Origin of the sequence: Streptomyces sp. NPDC060027, assembly GCF_042737005.1 — a bacterium.
Taxonomy (GTDB): Bacteria; Actinomycetota; Actinomycetes; order Streptomycetales; family Streptomycetaceae; genus Streptomyces.
This window is the reverse complement of sequence record NZ_JBHWVI010000008.1, coordinates 41,902-59,530: the sequence shown is the minus strand read 5'-3', so window position 1 is coordinate 59,530 and position 17,629 is coordinate 41,902. Positions and strand designations below refer to the sequence as shown.

At 71.1% G+C, this 17,629-nt stretch carries 18 protein-coding genes; 7 read left to right on the top strand and 11 right to left on the bottom strand.

Translation table 11 applies throughout. From position 1 onward, the window contains the following. Positions 1 to 22 precede the first annotated feature (22 nt). Positions 23 to 811, bottom strand: coding sequence for a DUF4142 domain-containing protein (locus ACFWBT_RS03890; protein WP_385695500.1), 789 nt, complete (start codon positions 809 to 811; stop codon positions 23 to 25). A gap of 358 nt (positions 812 to 1,169) precedes the next feature. Between ACFWBT_RS03890 and ACFWBT_RS03885 the strand changes: the two genes are divergently transcribed. Continuing rightward, positions 1,170 to 1,988, top strand: coding sequence for an SAM-dependent methyltransferase (locus ACFWBT_RS03885; RefSeq protein WP_385695498.1), 819 nt, complete (start codon positions 1,170 to 1,172; stop codon positions 1,986 to 1,988). Between the two features lie 28 nt (positions 1,989 to 2,016). On the opposite strand, the gene ACFWBT_RS03880 is transcribed toward ACFWBT_RS03885, so the two are convergent. Continuing rightward, the gene (locus ACFWBT_RS03880) at positions 2,017 to 2,940 is read right to left on the bottom strand and encodes a helix-turn-helix domain-containing protein (RefSeq protein WP_385695496.1); all 924 of its coding nucleotides are present in this window, start codon (positions 2,938 to 2,940) and stop codon (positions 2,017 to 2,019) included. A 129-nt stretch (positions 2,941 to 3,069) separates the two neighbouring features. Beyond that, entirely contained in the window at positions 3,070 to 3,300 is a 231-nt protein-coding gene (locus tag ACFWBT_RS03875) for a DUF397 domain-containing protein (protein ID WP_385695553.1), read from the bottom strand. Between the two features lie 259 nt (positions 3,301 to 3,559). On the opposite strand from ACFWBT_RS03875, the gene ACFWBT_RS03870 reads away from it, so the two are divergent. Beyond that, a complete protein-coding gene (locus ACFWBT_RS03870) occupies positions 3,560 to 4,054 on the top strand; it encodes a hypothetical protein (protein ID WP_385695493.1) in 495 nt (164 codons plus the stop codon). 140 nt (positions 4,055 to 4,194) lie between these two features. Here ACFWBT_RS03870 and ACFWBT_RS03865 read toward each other — a convergent pair whose 3' ends face one another. From ACFWBT_RS03865 to zapE, 6 genes are all read right to left on the bottom strand, one after another. Then, positions 4,195 to 4,944: a peptidyl-tRNA hydrolase gene (locus ACFWBT_RS03865; RefSeq protein WP_385695491.1), complete on the bottom strand. Its 750-nt coding sequence runs from the start codon at positions 4,942 to 4,944 to the stop codon at positions 4,195 to 4,197. 65 nt (positions 4,945 to 5,009) lie between these two features. After that, the gene (locus ACFWBT_RS03860; RefSeq protein WP_385695488.1) at positions 5,010 to 5,216 is read right to left on the bottom strand and encodes a hypothetical protein; all 207 of its coding nucleotides are present in this window, start codon (positions 5,214 to 5,216) and stop codon (positions 5,010 to 5,012) included. A gap of 83 nt (positions 5,217 to 5,299) precedes the next feature. Beyond that, the gene (locus ACFWBT_RS03855) at positions 5,300 to 6,190 is read right to left on the bottom strand and encodes a polysaccharide deacetylase family protein (protein WP_385695487.1); all 891 of its coding nucleotides are present in this window, start codon (positions 6,188 to 6,190) and stop codon (positions 5,300 to 5,302) included. A gap of 132 nt (positions 6,191 to 6,322) precedes the next feature. Further along, positions 6,323 to 7,546 (bottom strand): threonine--tRNA ligase, encoded by a 1,224-nt coding sequence (gene thrS, locus ACFWBT_RS03850; RefSeq protein ID WP_385695484.1) that lies wholly within the window; start codon positions 7,544 to 7,546, stop codon positions 6,323 to 6,325. A gap of 219 nt (positions 7,547 to 7,765) precedes the next feature. Next, positions 7,766 to 8,812, bottom strand: a complete 1,047-nt coding sequence (locus tag ACFWBT_RS03845; protein ID WP_385695482.1) for a slipin family protein — start codon at positions 8,810 to 8,812, stop codon at positions 7,766 to 7,768. 141 nt (positions 8,813 to 8,953) lie between these two features. Beyond that, a complete protein-coding gene (zapE, locus tag ACFWBT_RS03840) occupies positions 8,954 to 10,099 on the bottom strand; it encodes a cell division protein ZapE (RefSeq protein ID WP_385695479.1) in 1,146 nt (381 codons plus the stop codon). On the opposite strand from zapE, the gene ACFWBT_RS03835 reads away from it, so the two are divergent. The 5 genes from ACFWBT_RS03835 (at position 10,098) to ACFWBT_RS03815 (ending at position 15,393) form a co-directional block, all read left to right on the top strand. Continuing rightward, positions 10,098 to 10,907, top strand: a complete 810-nt coding sequence (locus tag ACFWBT_RS03835) for a pyrimidine reductase family protein (protein WP_385695476.1) — start codon at positions 10,098 to 10,100, stop codon at positions 10,905 to 10,907. The genes zapE and ACFWBT_RS03835 overlap by 2 nt on opposite strands. Before the next feature lie 116 nt (positions 10,908 to 11,023). Beyond that, positions 11,024 to 11,497, top strand: a complete 474-nt coding sequence (locus ACFWBT_RS03830; protein WP_385695473.1) for an indole-3-glycerol phosphate synthase — start codon at positions 11,024 to 11,026, stop codon at positions 11,495 to 11,497. Between the two features lie 221 nt (positions 11,498 to 11,718). Then, positions 11,719 to 13,107 (top strand): UDP-N-acetylmuramate--L-alanine ligase, encoded by a 1,389-nt coding sequence (murC, locus tag ACFWBT_RS03825; RefSeq protein ID WP_385695471.1) that lies wholly within the window; start codon positions 11,719 to 11,721, stop codon positions 13,105 to 13,107. A gap of 45 nt (positions 13,108 to 13,152) precedes the next feature. Continuing rightward, on the top strand, positions 13,153 to 13,560 hold the full coding sequence (gene msrB, locus ACFWBT_RS03820; protein ID WP_385695468.1) for a peptide-methionine (R)-S-oxide reductase MsrB: 408 nt from the start codon (positions 13,153 to 13,155) through the stop codon (positions 13,558 to 13,560). 426 nt (positions 13,561 to 13,986) lie between these two features. Next, positions 13,987 to 15,393, top strand: a complete 1,407-nt coding sequence (locus ACFWBT_RS03815) for a YhgE/Pip domain-containing protein (protein ID WP_385695465.1) — start codon at positions 13,987 to 13,989, stop codon at positions 15,391 to 15,393. A 79-nt stretch (positions 15,394 to 15,472) separates the two neighbouring features. On the opposite strand, the gene ACFWBT_RS03810 is transcribed toward ACFWBT_RS03815, so the two are convergent. Together ACFWBT_RS03810 and ACFWBT_RS03805 are read right to left on the bottom strand one after the other, a co-directional pair. Beyond that, a complete protein-coding gene (locus tag ACFWBT_RS03810) occupies positions 15,473 to 16,342 on the bottom strand; it encodes a LysR family transcriptional regulator (RefSeq protein WP_385695462.1) in 870 nt (289 codons plus the stop codon). A gap of 160 nt (positions 16,343 to 16,502) precedes the next feature. Then, on the bottom strand, positions 16,503 to 17,468 hold the full coding sequence (locus ACFWBT_RS03805; protein ID WP_385695459.1) for a helix-turn-helix domain-containing protein: 966 nt from the start codon (positions 17,466 to 17,468) through the stop codon (positions 16,503 to 16,505). Positions 17,469 to 17,629: the final 161 nt, after the last annotated feature.

Sequence of the window (17,629 nt, the reverse complement as noted above, 5' to 3'; positions counted from 1 at the left end):
AACATTTGAGGTTCCGTGCCCGCTACCGGATCACCTTGTCCGGGTCCGACGGCTCCGGCCGGGCGGTGTTCACCGTGCCGGGCGGCTGTGCCGACGGGCTCGACGAGACATCGACACCGTCGCCCGGCTGGACCGGTGGGGCGGAGGCCACCGGCGAGCCGATGGTCGGCGGCGGGGGACCGGTGGGGCTGGCGGTCGACGCCGCGGCCGTGTCGTTGGCGATGGCGTCGAAGTCGACCTCTCCCGTCTTCTCCAGCACGGTGATGTGGTCGAGCACGGTCACGCTGGTGTCGCTGGCCAGCTGCCGCACGAGCGAGTTGCGCGTGGCGTTGCGGACGGCGCCGATGGCCGGGAAGATCTTGCCGTGCGCGGCGCGCAGCAGATTCGCGAACTTTCTCTCGTACTCCTTGCCCGTCGCCGCGCTCAGCTCCTGCAGCCAGCCCTGCTGCTGCTCGTTCGGCTGGTTCGGCAGCTCGACGTTGAGCTGTGCCGCGACGATCCGCACCCTCTTGTCGAGGTCCGTGTGCCCGACGATCAGATGGTCGCCCGCCTCCTTGATCGCCTTGGTGGGCGCCCGCTCCATGGCCTGCTGTCCGGCGGGCAGTTCCCACAGACCGGCCAGCCGCACCCGGACGATCAGATCGCGGTCCGAGGCGGACAGCGGCCCCCATGGGGTGCTCACCGTCCCCGCGGCGAGATTGGCCTGGCCCGTGCCCGAGCGGTCGGCGTACGACCACACGGGAAAGGCGAGGGCTCCGAGGGTGGCGACGAGCGCCGCGATGACGAGGGCACTGCCGTTGATACGCCGCAAAGGTGCCTCCCGGGGCAAACCAACCGGTCGTTGGAATCCAATATTTGGCCAGTGCTTGGTGGTACGTACGGGATGGCTGTGCTGTTCAAACCGCGCGCACGGCGCTGATCGACCCCGGCGAGGCGCCGGCCGCCGTGGGCGCGTGATGCTGATGCGCAGCGGGCGACTGTCCCGAGCGGGCTACGACCGGCGGCTTTCCCTGCTGATCCGCCACTTCACGCCGGCCCGCTGAAGGGCGGCCGGCGGGAGCCCTTTCCCGTGTCCTCCGTTCGGGGGCTGGTAACCCCAACTTCCGTTTCTCTAATATGTATTGTCGGTCGGGCCAGTCCAGTTGGCGCGGCACGGATCTGGGGGAACGATGCAGCCTGACCAGCAACTGTCCACGTCGATCGATGCCACCGTGCCCACGGCCGCACGCATGTACGACCACTACCTGGGCGGCAAGGACAACTACGCCGCCGACCGGGCGGCCTGCGAAGAGCTGGACAAGGTCGTGCCGAGCACCCGTGCGCTGGCGTTGAACAACCGGCGGTTCCTCCAGCGGGTGGTCAGGACGCTGGCGGACGGATACGGCATCAGGCAGTTCCTCGACCACGGATCCGGCCTGCCCACCCAGAACAACGTGCACCAGATCGCCCAGGGTGTCGACGAGGCATCCCGGGTGGTCTACGTCGACAGTGACCCGATGGTGCTGGTGCACGGCCGGGCCCTGCTGGAGCAGAACGAGCGTACGGCCGTCATCCACGCCGACCTGCGGGAAACCGAGGAGATCTTCTCCCACCCCGACACCCAGCGGCTGATAGACCTCTCGCAGCCGGTGGCCGTGCTGTTCAACTCGGTGTTCCACTGCATCCCCGACAGCGAGACCGACGGGCCGCTCTCCGTGATCAGCCGCGTCAGCGAACGGCTGGCTCCCGGGAGCTTCATGGTGATGTGCCAGCTGGTCAGCGAGGACCCCGAGGTCCGGAAGTTCGTCACCGACTTCATGGACACCGCGACGCAGGGCCACTGGGGCCGGGTGCGCCAGGAGAAGGACGTGGCGGAGTACTTCGACGGGATGGACATCCTCGAGCCCGGACTCGTGGAGGTGTCCACCTGGCGGCCGGACACCGAAGTGGTGGCGCGTCAACTCACCCAGGAGTGGATCGAGTTCGGCGGCGTCGGCCGCATCCGCTAGTACGCCGGCATCCGCCGGTACGGCCCCCTCAGTGCGACCGGCTGTAGCGCTGTTCCACCGTGTCGCGCAGCAGCGCCAGGGACGCGCGGGGGCTGAGGGCCTCGTCGGCGAGCCGGTCCAGTACCACCCGGTACTCCTCCGTCTCGTCGCGGTCCTCCAGGAAGTTGGCGCTCCTGATGTGCTCCAGGTAGACGATGTCGGGCAGTTCGGCGCCGCCGAAACGCAGATAGGTGACGGGGATGGCCGGCGCCGAGGCGTTCGTGACGTCCAGCGGTACGAACTGCACGACGACATGCGGACGTTGAGCCATCTCGATGAGGTGCTCCAGCTGTGCGCGCATCACCTCGCGGCTGCCCAGGACGCGGAGCAGTACGGACTCGTCGACGACGGCCCACAACTGAGGGGCGTCCGCCCGGTTCAGCAGCTCCCGTCGGCGCATCCGCAGTTCCACCCGGCGCTGCACCTCGGCGGCCGGTGCCGTCGGCAGCCCGCGCTCCACGACCGCCCGGGTGTACTCGGGAGTCTGGAGCAGGCCCGGAACGTACTGGATCTCGAACGTACGGATGGTGGTGGCGGCCTCCTGGAGTCCGACCAGCCGGTCGAACCACTCGGGCATCAACCGCTTGTCGTAGCGCTGCCACCACCCCGGCTCACCGGCGCGCTTCAGGAGTCTCAGCAGGACCGACGCCTCGTAGTAATCGGTCCCGTACAGGTCGAGCAGTGCGCGGACGTCTCCCTCGGTGGGTGGCCGACGCCCCTTGCCCGCCTCGATGCGCGAGAGCTTCGCCGCGCTGAACCCGAGGGACCGGGCCGCCTGTTCCTGGGAGAGACCCGCGTCCTCGCGGGCACCGGCCAGCTGAACGCCGACCAGCATCTTCAGCAGAGTGGGAGCGGGCTCAGCCCGCCTCAGATACGGTTCGAGGCGGGAGACGCGGGGTGACTCGACGGACATCCTGACTCCCAGTCGACGGGCAGAAGACAGCCAAAATTATCGCACTGCGCCGGACTCTGCCGCATGGGGAGACAGAAGTGGACAACTATCCTTCCGCTTCAACGGAGTTCGGAGATCCGGAGGACCGTCTCACAACAGATGGTCGAACTCGCCTTCCTTCGCGCCGGCGAGGAAGGCGGCCACCTCCGCCGGGGTGTAGACGAGGGCCGGACCGTCGGGGTCGCGGGAGTTGCGGACCGCGATACCTCCGTCGCCCAGATCGGCCACTTCGACGCAGTTGCCTTCGGCGTTGCTGTGCCTGCTCTTGATCCAGCAGGCATCCAGCGAGCTCGCCCGCACTCCGTTCGGCACTGATGGCACCACGCACTCTCCTTGCTGACGTTCCACCACGTGTGCTCCGGCCGCCCGTCGCGGGCCGTGGCCGGATCACGTGGTTCATGCCTCCCTGTCTTCGTGCAATTTCTCGTGCAATTGCACGAAGGCGCTGTCGGGGTGGATACTAGCGGCGGCGTCAACGTCGTTACCAGCGGCTTGTGCTGACGTCAGATCAGGGAGCTCCCTCGGGGGCGTGATCGTCCGGGCGGGGCTGTCGGTCCGCCCGCACACCTGACACTGTCCGATGCCTTCGGAGGGAGCGGAAATGGCAACACCACTCAGGAATCTGGAACATGTGTCGTGGGGTGAGATCAAGGACTCCAAGGGGTCGGCGCACGACATCCCGTTCCTGCTCGACAGTGTTGCGCGGGGTGACGCGGCAACGGCCAGGGCCGCGCTCCAGGACCTGAGGGAACGAATCTGCCAGTTCGGATTCGTCGTGGAACAGGCGACAGCCGCCACGGTCCCCTTCCTGTGGGAGCTCGCCGAACTGCCCCAGGTCACCTGCCGCGTGCAGATCATCCAGCTGCTGAAGGACATCGCGGACGCCCGGCAGTGGGAGCGGACCGCCGCCGCCTACCCCAAACTCCTCAACCGCCGCGAGAACTGGGTGGGCTGGGAGCGCGAAGCCCGGCAAGCCGTACGCGCCCACCGCGGCACGCTCCAGCACCTGCTCGCCGAGCCCGACACCGAACTCGTCCGGGCCACCACGGAACTCGCCTCCACGCTGGCCGACTGACGCTCCGGACCCGAGGGCCGGGCGGCGGTGCGCACCCGCACCGCTTCCGCCTCACCCGCACCGTTTCGGCCGTATCGCCTCACTCGCACCGCCTCACCCGCACCCGGTACATGCCCGGCGGCGAGGGGAGCGCCTCGGTGTCAGCCGGCCGAGTGCCGGGCCCGTTCGGGCAGGGCGCCGACGCGGTCGTGCCCCTCGACGGCGACCGTCAGTCCGGGCGCGATCTCCGTGAAACCCGCGTCGCGGACCAACGGAAGCCCGGAGGTGGTGAGTTCACGCCAGCGAGCCGGATCAGCGGTGCGCACGGACAGGGCGAAACCCGCGTCACGCCAGGCGGTCCGCTCCTTCTCCGACAGTTCCCACCAGGCCAGTTGGGCGCCATGGCCCGTCTGCGCCATCGTCTTGCCGGCCGACATGTCCAGCTCCGGGTTGAGCCACAGCACGGGCGCCGTCGGATCGGCCGGTGCCGGGGGCTCCGGGTCGTCGAGATCCGTACCGGACACCTGGAGCCGCGCCAGGTCCTTGGGCCAGCCGTCCAGCGGCACCGGCGGGAAGACGCGCACCTCGGCGGACCCTCCGGTCACCGTGATGCCGGGCAGTGCCTCGGCCCGCCGCCACTCCGCTCCGCGCGCCCGCCGCACGACCTTGCGGATCCGGGCGTCCTGCCAGTCCCGCATCGCCTGCGCCCACTCGCCGTCCCCGAGCGACCGCTCGTCGCTCAGGATCGTCAGCACGGCCCGGGCCGAGGTCTCCAGGGCGTCGGTGCGCGCCGGGGGAGCGGCCTTCTCGATGTGCACGACCAGCGGCAGCACGAACTGCACCGCCTTGTCGCGCACGGTGGGTTCGGAACGGAACGGGCTGTCGTCGGAGGAGGTCGGGTCGCTGGTCACGTCCACCAGTCTGCCAGGCGGAAGATCCGTTCGGCACGGACGGTTCTCGCGGACGCCCTCCCCGGTCAGCCGGAACACGCGGTGCGCTGGGCCTCCTGCCACTCGCAGACGGGGCACAGCGTGATCCCCTTGTGCGACTCCGGGTACTCGGTGGGCTTACGGCACAGCACGCACTCGGCGTACGGCGGCCCGGCCTCCCCCGTCGCGTCGAGGGCGTGCAGGGACGCGCCGGCCGGCCGGTCCGCGCCGCTCGCGCAGTAGTCGTCGCTCATGGCCCCAGCTTACGAGCGGCGGCCGGCCGGAGAGTGCGAGGAGGGCGTGAGCGGCGACAGCGGCTGCCCGACGCCGCCCGCTCTCACGGTCGAGGTGACCAGGACCGGGCGGACGCTCGGTGCCGTCCGCCCGCGGCACCGATCAGTTCGGACACCTTCACGAACCGGAAGCCCCTGTGGCGCAGCTCGGGAACGATCGTCCGGAGCGCCCGCTCGGTCGCCGGAGCCGCGCTGCGCGTGCAGTGCATGACGACGACGGACCCGGACCGCACCCCGTCGAGGACCTGTCGCGCCACGGCGTCCGCGTCCGTCGCGAACGCGTCCCCGCTCACCACGTCCCACTGCACGGCGGTGACCCCGGCCGCGCTGAGCGTCCGCAGCGACCGCTGGTCGTAACACCCGCCGGGGAAGCGGAAGTACGGCATCGCGTCCCGCACCCCCGCCGTCCTGAAGGCGGCGTACGCCCGCTCCACGTCCGCGCGCATCCTGTCCTCGGGCACGGTCGGCAGCCCGTAGCAGTCCTTCGTGAAGGCGTAGTGGCTGTACGAGTGGTTGGCGATCTCGAACAGCGGGTCCTGTCCGATGTCCCTGGCCTCCCGCGGATACTCGTCGGCCCACCGGCCCGTCATGAAGACGGTCGCGGGCACCTTGAACTCCCGGAGCGTCGCGATCAGCCGGGGATTGTCGAAGTGCTCACCGGCCGCGGCCCGAGCCCCCTGATCCGCGGTCATGTCCGCGTCGAACGTGAGCGCGACGGTCCTGTCCCGCGAACGCGGTCCGTTCTCGAAGACGGGTGTCAGTCCGGCGGGCCCGGGCGCGAGCGTGGGCGGCCGCGTGGTCGCGGCCGAGGTGGCGGACGCCTGGTGTGCCCGGCGGGCGGGGGGCGGGGTCGCCGGGCCGCCGCAAGCGGTGAGTGCGGCACCGAGTGCTCCGAGGGCGCAGGTCACGGCGATGCTCCGTACAGAGAGGATCATCGTGTGAAGATATGCGGGTAAATATGATTATTCGGCCATCGTGGGGGGTGTGCCGCCCGTGCGCGGCCCCGAAGTCACCCGCCTGGGGCTCTGTCCGGGGCCGCGCCGCGCGAGCAGATGCCCGATACGTGCTCAGGCGGCCCGGTCGAGCAGGTCGGCGCTGCGGGATTCGATCAGCCGCCCGATGACGTGCAGGACCTCGTCGGCCGGCCGGGGGTCGAGGCGGCGCCCGTCGCGCAGGCGCAGGGCGATCAGGTCGGCCGCCGCTTCCCGGGGCCCGATCACCGCCTGGTACGGGACCAGGCGGGCGGCGCGCACCCGGGCGCCCAGACTGCCCTGGTCCGGGGCGGCGAGCTCGGCCCGCAGACCCCGGTCGCGGCAGCGGCGCACCAGCCCGAGTGCCCGGTCGGTCTCGGCGTCGGAGACGGGCAGGACCACCAGCTGGGTGGGGGCGAGCCAGGCGGGGAAGGCGCCGCCGTGCACCTCGATGAGATGGGCGACGGCCCGTTCCAGGCTCCCGATCACGCTGCGGTGCACCATGACCGGCCGGTGCTTCCCGCCGTCGGCCCCGATGTAGTGCAGATCGAAGCGCTCCGGCTGGTGGAAGTCGACCTGAACGGTGGACAGGGTGGACTCGCGGCCCGCCGAGTCGGTGATCTGGACATCGATCTTGGGCCCGTAGAACGCGGCCTCCCCCTCGACGGCCTCGTACGCCACACCGGAACCGTCGAGGACCTCGCGCAGCAGCGCGGCGGATCTGCGCCACAGCTCGGGATCGGCGACGTACTTCCCGCCGGGGCCCGGCAGCGACAGCCGGTAGCGGGCGGCGCCGATGCCCATCGCGTCGTACGCCCCACGGATCAACCCGAGGGCGGCGGAAGCCTCTTCGGCGACCTGGTCCGGGGTGCAGAAGATGTGCGCGTCGTTGAGCTGGATGGCACGGACGCGGGTCAGGCCGCCCAGTACGCCTGACAGCTCGGAACGGTACATGCCGCCCAACTCGGCCATGCGGAAGGGGAGTTCGCGGTAACTGTGCGGGCGGGAACGGTAGATGAGCGCGTGGTGGGGACACAGACTCGGCCGCAACAGCATCTGCTCGCCGCCGAGTTCCATCGGCGGGAACATGTCGTCGCCGTAGTGCGACCAGTGCCCCGAGATCTCGTACAGCTCCCGCTTGCCCAACACCGGGGAGTACACGTGCCGATAGCCCGCCCGCCGCTCGGCGTCGCGCACATATTCCTCCAGGGCGTACCGCACGGCGGCGCCGTCCGGCAGCCAGTACGGCAGCCCGGCGCCCATCAGGGGGTCGGTGTCGAACAGGTCGAGCTCACGGCCGAGTCGGCGGTGGTCGTTCATGGTGGTCTCCTCGCGTGGGGAGGGCGAGCGACCACACGGCGAAGCCCCGGGGCACTCGCCCCGGGGCTTCGACTCACGTCAGCGGTCAGCGCGCCGGGACACTCTCCGGCGTCGTCGTGTTCAGTGCGGCACGCTTCATGGCCCTCACGCTAGCAGCGGCCCCCGGGGCGGGCACGGGATTTATCCCGTGGGCTCCTCCGGCTCCGCGCCCTGCCCCGCTCACCCGGATCCGTCCGGTTTCCTGGAATCCTCCGGATCCCGAGACTCGTCCGGTTCCCCGGGCTCCCCCGGCAGTCCGGGCTCACGCAGGATTCCGAACGCATCCGGGATCCTGAACCCCTCCGTGTCCGCGAACGCCTCCGGAAGGCCGAGAGCCTCCGGCACTCCATTGATCCGGTCCGGCGCGGCGGGAGGCTCGACGGGCTCGACCGCCGGCTGCCGCTCCACCACGGGCGGCGCCTTCGGTTGCGGCTCCCGCTGCGACTCGGCCACCACCGGCGGCTGTCCCGACTGCGCCCGTTCCAGGAAGCGCAGCAGTTCCACCGGGAAGGGCAGGACGAGCGTGGAGTTCTTCTCGGCCGCGACGGCCACCACCGTCTGGAGCAGCCGCAGTTGGAGCGCGGCCGGCTGTTCCGACATCACCTCGGCGGCCTGTGCCAGCTTCTTGGACGCCTGCAACTCCGCGTCCGCGTTGATGATGCGGGCCCTGCGCTCACGGTCGGCCTCGGCCTGCCGCGCCATGGACCGTTTCATCGTCTCCGGCAGCGACACGTCCTTGATCTCGACTCGGTCGATCTGCACACCCCAGCCGATCGCCGGGCTGTCGATCATCAACTCCAGTCCCTGGTTGAGCTTTTCGCGGTTGGACAGCAGGTCGTCCAGGTCGCTCTTGCCGATGATCGACCGGAGGGAGGTCTGCGCCATCTGGGAGACCGCGAAGCGGTAGTCCTCGACCTGGATGATCGCGTTCGGCGCGTCCACCACCCGGAAGTAGACGACCGCGTCGACGCGGACCGTGACGTTGTCCCGGGTGATGCCCTCCTGGGCCGGGATGGGCAGCGTGACGATCTGCATGTTGACCTTGCGCAGCCGGTCGACGAAGGGAACGATCATGGTGAAACCGGGGGAGCGGACCTCCCCCGCGAGCCGCCCGAGGCGGAAGACGACCCCGCGTTCGTACTGCTTGACGACCCGGGCACCGGCCGCGACGTAGATCACTGAGGCGGAACAGGCCGCCGTGATCGCCACGATGAGTTCCTGGACCATGACGACCCCCTTCCGAGCCGCCCGATTTGCGCGACATCTCCACTTTACGTCGCGGGGAGTGCGCGAAGAGGGGCGCCCGGAACAGCGTCCCGAAGGGGGCGGGCCGTTGGTGCGGCCCACCCCCTCCGGGACGGCGGGCTTCTAGGCTCCCGGGCCTTCCACGAGCCCCTTCGCGTCGCGGGCGAGGGCGGTCAGCCGGGAGATCGCGCGGAAGTACTTCTTGCGGTAGCCGCCGTTCAGCATCTCCTCGCTGAACAGCCGGTCGAAGGGCATTCCGGAGGCGAGGACCGGCACCTCACGGTCGTAGAGCCGGTCCGCGAGCACGACGAGCCGCAGCGCCGTCGACTGGTCCGGGACGGGCTGGACGTCGGTGAGGCAGACCGCCCTGATCCCGTCGGTCAGGGCGCCGTACCGGCTGGGGTGGACACGGGCGAGATGGTCGAGCAGGTGCGGGAAGTCGTCCAGGGACGCACCCTCCGTGGCGTACGCCGCCTTGGTGACCTGCTCGTCGGAGAACGGGGAGGGCGCCTCGGGCAGCCCGCGGTGGCGGTAGTCCTCGCCGTCGATGCGCAGCGGGCGGAAGTGCGCGGAGAGGCCCTGGATCTCCCGCAGGAAGTCGGCGGACGCGAACCGGCCCTCACCGAGCTTGCCCGGAAGCGTGTTCGAGGTGGCCGCGAGCGCGACGCCCGCGTCGACCAGCTTGCCGAGCAGCGTGGAGACGAGGACGGTGTCGCCCGGGTCGTCCAGTTCGAACTCGTCGATGCACAGAAGGCGGTGCCCGGAGAGGGTCTGCACGGTCTTCTGGAAGCCGAGCGCGCCGACCAGGTTCGTCAGCTCCACGAAGGTGCCGAACGCCTTGAGCGAGGGCTCCGCCGGGGTCGCGTGCCACAGGGAGGCGAGGAGGTGGGTCTTGCCGACGCCGTAGCCGCCGTCCAGGTAGACGCCCCGGGGACCGGCCGGAGCCTTCGGGGCCTTGCCGAAGCCGAAGAGCCTCCGCTTGGGGGCACCGATGGCGTGGGCCCCGCCGAGCCCGCCGGCGAAGCGTTCGAGGATGCCCACGGCCTCGATCTGGCTGGGCTGGTTCGGGTCCGGGATGTACGTGGCGAAGCGGACCGAGTCGAAGCGCGGCGGCGGCACCATCTCGGCGACGAGCCGGTCGGCGGGGACGTGCGGCTCGCGAGCGCACAGGGACGAGGGGGCCGCTTCGGCTATCGGGTCGATCCCGGAGGCGGTGGTGGTGGACGACACGGTTCCCCACTCTATGCGCCGTGCCAGACTGCACGTCATGCGACGCCTGTTCCCTGTGACCTACGAAACAGCAGCCCAGGCCTCCGTCGAGGCCCCCCGGACGGATGTGACGGAGCGCGAGTGGGAGCTCGGGGAACTGGCGGAGGCGTACGCCTACCCCGAGGTCCGCGAGCCCTGGCTGCGCGCCAACATGGTGTCCACGCTGGACGGCGCCGCCCAGCACGACGGGCGCTCCCAGCCGATCTCCAGCGCCACCGACATGCGGATCTTCGGTGTCCTCAGGGCTCTCGCGGACGTCGTGGTCGTCGGAGCGGAAACGGTACGGCAGGAGGGGTACCGGCCGGCACGCGCGCGTGAGGCCTTCGCGGCGCTCCGCAAGGCCGCCGGGCAGGGCCCCGCACCCGCGATCGCGGTGGTCACGGCGAGCCTCGACCTGGACTTCTCGCTGCCGCTCTTCACCTCGCCCCTGGTGCCCACGCTGGTACTGACGGGCGCCGCGGCCGCCCCGGACCGGATCGCGGAGGCCGAGCGCGCGGGCGCACAGGTGGTGATCGCCGGGGACGGCATGGGCGTCGATCCCGCCCGCGCCGTCCGGGCCCTCGGCGACCTCGGGCACACCAGGCTGCTGACCGAGGGCGGGCCCCGACTGCTGGGCCAGTGGATCGCGGCCGGTGTGCTGGACGAGCTGTGTCTGACGCTGGCCCCGATGCTCGCCGCGGGAGACGCCCAGCGGATCGCCGGAGGACCCCCGATCCCGGTCCCGCGCCGGTTCGAACTGGCCTCTTTGCTGGAAGAGGCCGGGTTCCTCTACGGCCGATACCGTCGGCCTGACAGGTCGGCGGAATAGTCGATTCCGTTTATCTTCCGCCGGGCACACTAAATCGCGCAGTACCCGTGCTGTCACGGGGCAGGATGGTTTCCGCAGGGGGCCGGGACGGCCCACGGACGAGAAGGGCGCCTGTCGTGTTCACAAGCGTATTGATGATCGAGAAGGCCCTGACGTCCGCCGACGTGGAGTTCGTCACCACCTTGCACGGTGACGAGGCGGTCGCCTTCCACGTGCTGCTCCAGCCCCGGGGCGACCAGGCGGACCGGCTGCTGCGGGCCATCGACGACGTGGCGCTCGGCGAGATCGACGAGGCGACCCGTGAGGGCGAGACGCCGGAGGGCGAGGAGGCCGCCAGCCAGGGCGAGCGGGCGCTGGAGGTGTCGCTGGTGGCCCTGCGCGCGTCCGGCAGCGCGGCCGAGGGGCGGCTCATCGAGGATCACCCGCTCGACGCGCTGAAGGGCCTGGTCGACGAGGTCGAGGCCGATGAGGTCATCGTGCTGACCGACCCCCACTACGTGGAGGAGTTCTTCCACCGTGACTGGGCCTCCCGGGCCCGCCACAAGGTCGGCGTGCCGGTGCTGAAACTGTTCTCGCACAGCAAGACCTGAGACGGCGGGACTTGAGGCGGCTCGCCCGCCCCGGGGGTGCGTAAGTGACGGGTCCGCTTCCCACCGGGGTACAGCTCCCGGCTTCGCGCCCGTCCCCGGGGGCGGCACGCGTTCGCCGGTGTCCCTTGTGAGGTGCTGTCCGCCGCACCCAATAGGCTGGGTGCGCGTTCCCTTCGGGAGAGCGCGCCCACCTTCGTACCGGATCTTGGGGAGATACACGCATGGCACCCGGCCTTCCTACCGCGATGGACCGACCGCACTTCATCGGCATCGGCGGCGCCGGGATGTCGGGCATCGCGAAGATCCTCGCGCAGCGCGGAGCGGAGGTGGCGGGCAGCGACGCGAAGGAGTCCGCCACCGCCGAGGCCCTGCGCGCGCTGGGCGCCACGGTGCACATCGGGCACGCGGCCGATCACCTCGCCCCCGACGCCACCTGCGTCGTGGTCTCCTCCGCGATCCGCGCGGACAACCCGGAGCTCGCCCGCGCGGCCGAGCTCGGCATCCCGGTGGTCCACCGCTCGGACGCCCTCGCTCGCCTGATGGACGGCCTGCGCCCGATCGCCGTCGCCGGCACCCACGGCAAGACGACCACCACGTCGATGCTGGCCGTGTCCCTGTCGTCGCTCGGCCTCTCCCCGTCGTACGCCATCGGCGGCGACCTCGACGCCCCCGGTTCGAACGCCCTGCACGGCCAGGGCGAGATCTTCGTCGCCGAGGCCGACGAGTCGGACCGCAGCTTCCACAAGTACGCGCCCGAGGTCGCGATCATCCTCAACGTCGAGCTCGACCACCACGCCAACTACGCGTCCATGGAAGAGATCTACGAGTCCTTCGAGACGTTCGTGGACCGCGTCACCGAGGGCGGCACGCTGGTGATCTCGGCGGACCACGAGGGCGCGCGCGAGCTGACCCGCCGGGTCACGGGCCGTGACGTGCGCGTGGTGACGTACGGCGACGCCGCCGACGCGGACGTCCGGGTGCTCTCCGTGGTCCCGCACGGCCTGAAGAGCGAGGTGACGGTCCTGCTGGACGGCGCCGAGCTGACCTTCGCCGTCTCCGTCCCCGGCCGCCACTACGCGCACAACGCGGTGGCGGCGCTGGCGGCGGGTGTGGCCCTGGGCATCCCGGCCGCCGAGCTGGCCCCCGCGCTCGCCTCCTACACCGGTGTGAAGCGCCGCCTCCAGCTCAAGGGCGAGGCGGCCGGCGTCCAGGTCATCGACTCCTACGCGCACCACCCGACCGAGATGACGGCCGACCTGGAGGCCATGCGGGCCGGGGCCTCGGGCCGCATCCTCGTGGTCTTCCAGCCGCACCTGTTCTCCCGCACCCAGGAACTGGGCAAGGAGATGGGCGAGGCGCTGTCCCTGGCGGACGCCTCGGTCGTCCTGGACATCTACCCGGCCCGTGAGGACCCGATCCCGGGCGTCACCAGCGAGCTGATCCTGAAGGCCGCACGGGCGGCGGGCGCGGAGGTGACGCCGGTCCACGACAAGGCCGAGGTGCCGTCCGTCGTCGCGGGAATGACGAAGCCCGGTGATCTCGTTCTCACCATGGGCGCGGGCGACGTGACGGATCTCGGACCGGAGATCCTCGCCCGGCTGTCCGAGTAGCCGTGGCTCCCTGTGAGCCTTCTTGAACGTGAGGGGTTGAGCTTCATGTCGTACGACATCGAAAAGCCGGACGAGCAGTGGCGCGCGGAGCTGACCCCGGCCGAGTACACGGTGCTGCGCAAGGCGGGCACCGAGCCCGCCTTCACCGGGGAGTACACCGACACCAAGACGACGGGCGTCTACTCCTGTCGCGCCTGCGGCGCCGAACTCTTCACCTCCACGGAGAAGTTCGAGTCGCACTGCGGCTGGCCGTCCTTCTACGACCCGAAGGACACCGACGCCGTCGAGCTGATCCAGGACCGCTCGCACGGCATGGTGCGGACGGAGGTGCGCTGCACCCGCTGCGGATCGCACCTCGGTCACGTGTTCGAGGGTGAGGGGTATGCGACCCCGACGGACCAGCGGTACTGCATCAACAGCATCTCGCTGCGGCTGACGCCCGACGAGGGCTGAGCCGGGGGCGTCGAGCCGGACGCCTGTGCCTGGGTGCGGGCCGGGGTCCGGGAGGACCAGGACCCGCACACCGGGCAGCACCCACACGCCGGGCAGCACTCACGCACCGGGCAGCACCGCCATGCAGAGACATCATGTCCATCGCCGCGGCGGGCTCGTGCGGGCACGTCGGGTGCCCGCAGTCCTAGGGGTGGCCGAGCTCCCGCGACGCGGGAGCTCCCAGCGGGTCGTGGACGGAGTCCTCACCGACCGGCGGCTTCACCAGGGTGCCGTCCGCGTGGCCGTGCGCCGCTGTGGGCGGTCCGGCGCGTCGCCGTCCGTGACACCCGCGCACCATCGATCCTGAGCTGACGTGCGGCCCCGGACTCCCCGGCCGGGGGCCGCGCGCCCACGCCGCTCCCGTGCCGCCCGGAACTACGGAGAACCATGGACGCCGACAGCAATCACCCCCCGGACGACGGCGACGAGGACGCCACGGGCGTCGGCAGCGGTGCCGATCCGGGCAACGCCGGCCGTGGTGACACGGACGGCGACCGGGGTGACCACGCCGGCGCCCCCGCCCAGGCGCGTGCCGCCGCGCTCCTGCGCCGGCCGAAGCTGTGGCTGGTGCCCACCGTGCTGACAGGGCTGCTCGCGCTGCTGCTGTCGCTGCTCTACATGGGCGGCATCGTCAACCCGAACCAGCATCTGCACGACCTGCCGATCGGCCTGGTCAACGCGGACACGGGCAAGCCGCTTCCGGGCCAGCGCCAGAACGTGGGCAGCCAGGTCACCGCGGCCGTCGTCGCCGACGACACCTCCGGCACGGCCGACTGGCGCAGGCTCACTCCCGCGCAGGCCCAGGACGAGCTCTCCTCGGGCAAGATCTACGGCGCCCTGGTCGTCTCCCGGGACTTCACCGACTCCCTCGCCGCGCTGACCACCGCGAACGCCACGGCCCGGCCCACCATGACAGTGCTGACCAACCCCGGTATGGGCAGCCTCGGTTCGTCCCTCGCCAGCCGGATCACCACGGCGGCGGCCCAGCGGGCCTCCACGACCATCGGCAAGGAACTGACGGCGTCCTCCGCGACAGCGAAGGCGGACTCCACCACCCGGCTGCTCCTCGCCGACCCCGTCCAGGTCGTCACCCGGGTCGGGCACCCCATCGGCCGGCACAGCGGTCTCGGACTGAGCGCGTTCTACTACACCCTGCTTCTGGTGCTGGCCGGGTTCCTCGGCGCCAACCTCATCAGCACCGGAGTCGACACGGCCCTCGGCTATGCCGACAGCGAGATCGGTCCCTGGCACACCCGTCGTCCCACCGTGCCGATCAACCGCACCCAGACCCTGCTCCTGAAGATGGCCATGACCGCAGGGATCACCGTGCTCACGGTCTCCCTGGTCATGCTGGCCACCGTCGCGATCCTCGGTATGGACGCCACCCATCTGCCGCTGCTGTGGATCTATTCCTACTGCGCGAGCCTCGCCGTCGGACTGGGCGTCCAGGCGATCAACGCGGCGTTCGGCGGGATCGGACAGCTCGTGTCCATGTTCGTGTTCATCGTGCTGGGCCTGCCGTCGTCGGGCGCCACCGTCCCGCTCCAGGCGGTCCCCGGGTTCTACCGCTTCCTGTCCGTCTTCGAGCCCATGCGCCAGCTCAGCGACGGCGTGCGCGCCATCCTCTTCTTCGACGCGCGGGCCGACGCCGGCCTGGGCCGCGCCTGGCTCATGATCGGCATCGGTGCCGTGCTCGCCCTTGTCTTCGGCTTCGCGATGACGCGCTACTACGACCGCAAGGGCCTGCACCGTCTTACCCCGCAGCCCGCCCGGCATCCCGTCCGATCCGCCTGACCGGCACCCCGCAGTCATCCACCGCCACCGGACCGACCACCGGCCGATCGGCCCTCGGGAACGCCTGGCGCGGCGGCCCTCAGGGCATGTGCCGCAGCAGGGCGGCCACCGCCGGCGAGGTGTCGCCACCGGGGTGGACCAGCATGATCTTCCAGTGGGGTGCGTGCCGGGCGAAGGTGTGGGTGCCGAGGTCGGGGAACTGTGCGGCGATCGAGGCGGGCAGGACGCAGACGCCCAGGTCGCCGCGGACGAGCTCGGCCGCGGCGACGATGTCGTCGACCTCGAAGGCCGTCTCCCGTTCCACGCCGGCGGCATCGAACGCCCGGTCCACGCAGAGGCGGATCGCCCGGCCCGGGGTGAAGTCCACCAGCGGCAGCCGGGCGGTCCCGGCGAGCGTGATCGTGCCGTCCGGGCCGGTTCCGGTGAGCGTCCGGCCAGGAGCGGACACCAGCACCATCTCCTCGTGGGACAGCAGCCGGGTCACCAGACCGCGCTGCGGCCGATGGTCGAGCGCGACCACGGCCAGGTCGACGGTGCCTTCGCGCAGCGCCTGACGGATGTCGGTCACGGCCGCCTGCCGCAACCGCACCATCACATCCGGGTGCTCGGCGCGCAGAGCGGCCAGCGGCCGGTGAAGGCCGGCCCAGACACCCTGCGTCGTACCGATCGTGATCGTGCCCCGCAGCTGTCCCCGGACCAGGTCGACGCTCGCCCGTGCCCGTTCCGCCGCCCGCAGCGCGGCGCGCGCCGCCGGGACGAAGACCTCGCCCGCCGGGGTCAGGAACACCCGGTGCGTGGTGCGGTCGAACAGGGGGGTGCCCAGCTCCCTTTCCAGTGCGAGGACCGTGCTCGACACGGCGGACTGCACCACGTGCAGCCGCTGGGCCGCCGCGGTGAAACCGCCCTCCTCGGCCACCGCGACCACGACCTCCATCTGCCGCAGATCCATCTCCACTCCCGAAGCCGCAGCCCGTCTCCGATCGAGTTCCTGCCCTGCGCCGATTGTCCCAGGCCGTGATCGTCCGCGCGGGTCCCGACGAGGTCCCCGGTGAGGTCCCGACGGGGTGCCGACGCGTGGATGGGGGAGGGCCGGGACCGGAGACCGGGACTCAACGGGTGCCGTTGCGCATCTCCCGGGGGCTCACCCCGAAGCGCTGCCGGAACGCGGTGCTCAGGGCGCTCGCCGAGGAGAACCCCGAGGCGTAGGCCAGATCGGTGATCGTCAGGTGTTCGCAGTCGCCGCACCGGAGGCGTTCGCGGACCAGGCGCAGGCGCTCCTCGCGGATCAGGTCGCGCGGGGTGGTGCCCGCGTGCTGGAGCGCCAGCTGGACCTGGCGCAGCGACCAGCCGAGGGCGCGGGCCATGGAGGTACCGGTGAGGCCGGGGTCGGCGGCGTGCTCGCGGACGTGGCGGCGGACCACCGTCTCCACGCCGGTCAGATGGCGGGCTCCGTCGGGGCGGTCGTCGCCGGTGGCGAGCATGCACAGCAGCTCGACCACGCGGTCGGACACGGCGTCGAACTGGGAGTCGGAGAGATCGTCGCGCTCGGCGTACAGACCGTCGAGCATCGACCCGACGACGCGGCCGAGACCCCTGGTCAGGTCGAGGCCGGTGGCCAGCGGCGACTTGCGGTTCAGCGGGCCGTCCACCTCCCGGGCCGGGATCGTGAGGACGAACGCCTGGGTGGAGGCGTCCTGGAGGCACTCGAAGGGTGATCCGAAGGAGACGAGCGTGCCCGTCCCCGGGGTCAGCCGTGCCTCCTGGTCGTCCTGGCGCAGGACGATCTCCCCGGTCAGCGGAAGCAGTAATCGGTAGTCCCCGTCGGGGTCCTCGCGGACCTGCCGGGCGGTCCTGCTGTACTCGATCTCGTCCGACCGGAACCTGACCAGCTGATAGGTCTCGGTGCGCTGACGGACCGTCTCGCCGCGGAAGTTGTCGGGGCGGCCGAAGCGGTAGCCCATCCGGGACTGGTACGACCCGATGTGCTCGCTCCAGAAGTCGGCCCGCTCCCGGGGCTCCACCGCACCCGTCGACCGGGTCTCCACCAGGTAGCTTCCCGCGGGCAACGACACCATCAACTCCTGTGCGACTGAGGGCAGTTACACGGTGTCAGCCTAGTGCACACAGCCGGTGCGCATGACGGCAACTTCCTTGCGCGCCGGGGCAAGCGCCGGTGCCGCCGCGCGGCTAGCGTCGTGCGCCGCGCCCACTCGCGCCCCACCCCTCACTTTTCCCG

Bases quoted from the DNA above. Each gene is read 5' to 3' on its own strand.
- ACFWBT_RS03885 (WP_385695498.1), top strand. From the start codon at position 1,170: ATGCAGCCTGACCAGCAACTGTCCACGTCGATCGATGCCACCGTGCCC.
- ACFWBT_RS03880 (WP_385695496.1), bottom strand. From the start codon at position 2,940: ATGTCCGTCGAGTCACCCCGCGTCTCCCGCCTCGAACCGTATCTGAGG.
- ACFWBT_RS03870 (WP_385695493.1), top strand. From the start codon at position 3,560: ATGCCTTCGGAGGGAGCGGAAATGGCAACACCACTCAGGAATCTGGAA.
- ACFWBT_RS03860 (WP_385695488.1), bottom strand. From the start codon at position 5,216: ATGAGCGACGACTACTGCGCGAGCGGCGCGGACCGGCCGGCCGGCGCG.
- ACFWBT_RS03855 (WP_385695487.1), bottom strand. From the start codon at position 6,190: ATGATCCTCTCTGTACGGAGCATCGCCGTGACCTGCGCCCTCGGAGCA.
- thrS (WP_385695484.1), bottom strand. From the start codon at position 7,546: ATGAACGACCACCGCCGACTCGGCCGTGAGCTCGACCTGTTCGACACC.
- ACFWBT_RS03845 (WP_385695482.1), bottom strand. From the start codon at position 8,812: ATGGTCCAGGAACTCATCGTGGCGATCACGGCGGCCTGTTCCGCCTCA.
- ACFWBT_RS03835 (WP_385695476.1), top strand. From the start codon at position 10,098: ATGCGACGCCTGTTCCCTGTGACCTACGAAACAGCAGCCCAGGCCTCC.
- zapE (WP_385695479.1), bottom strand. From the start codon at position 10,099: ATGACGTGCAGTCTGGCACGGCGCATAGAGTGGGGAACCGTGTCGTCC.
- murC (WP_385695471.1), top strand. From the start codon at position 11,719: ATGGCACCCGGCCTTCCTACCGCGATGGACCGACCGCACTTCATCGGC.
- msrB (WP_385695468.1), top strand. From the start codon at position 13,153: ATGTCGTACGACATCGAAAAGCCGGACGAGCAGTGGCGCGCGGAGCTG.
- ACFWBT_RS03815 (WP_385695465.1), top strand. From the start codon at position 13,987: ATGGACGCCGACAGCAATCACCCCCCGGACGACGGCGACGAGGACGCC.
- ACFWBT_RS03810 (WP_385695462.1), bottom strand. From the start codon at position 16,342: ATGGATCTGCGGCAGATGGAGGTCGTGGTCGCGGTGGCCGAGGAGGGC.
- ACFWBT_RS03805 (WP_385695459.1), bottom strand. From the start codon at position 17,468: ATGGTGTCGTTGCCCGCGGGAAGCTACCTGGTGGAGACCCGGTCGACG.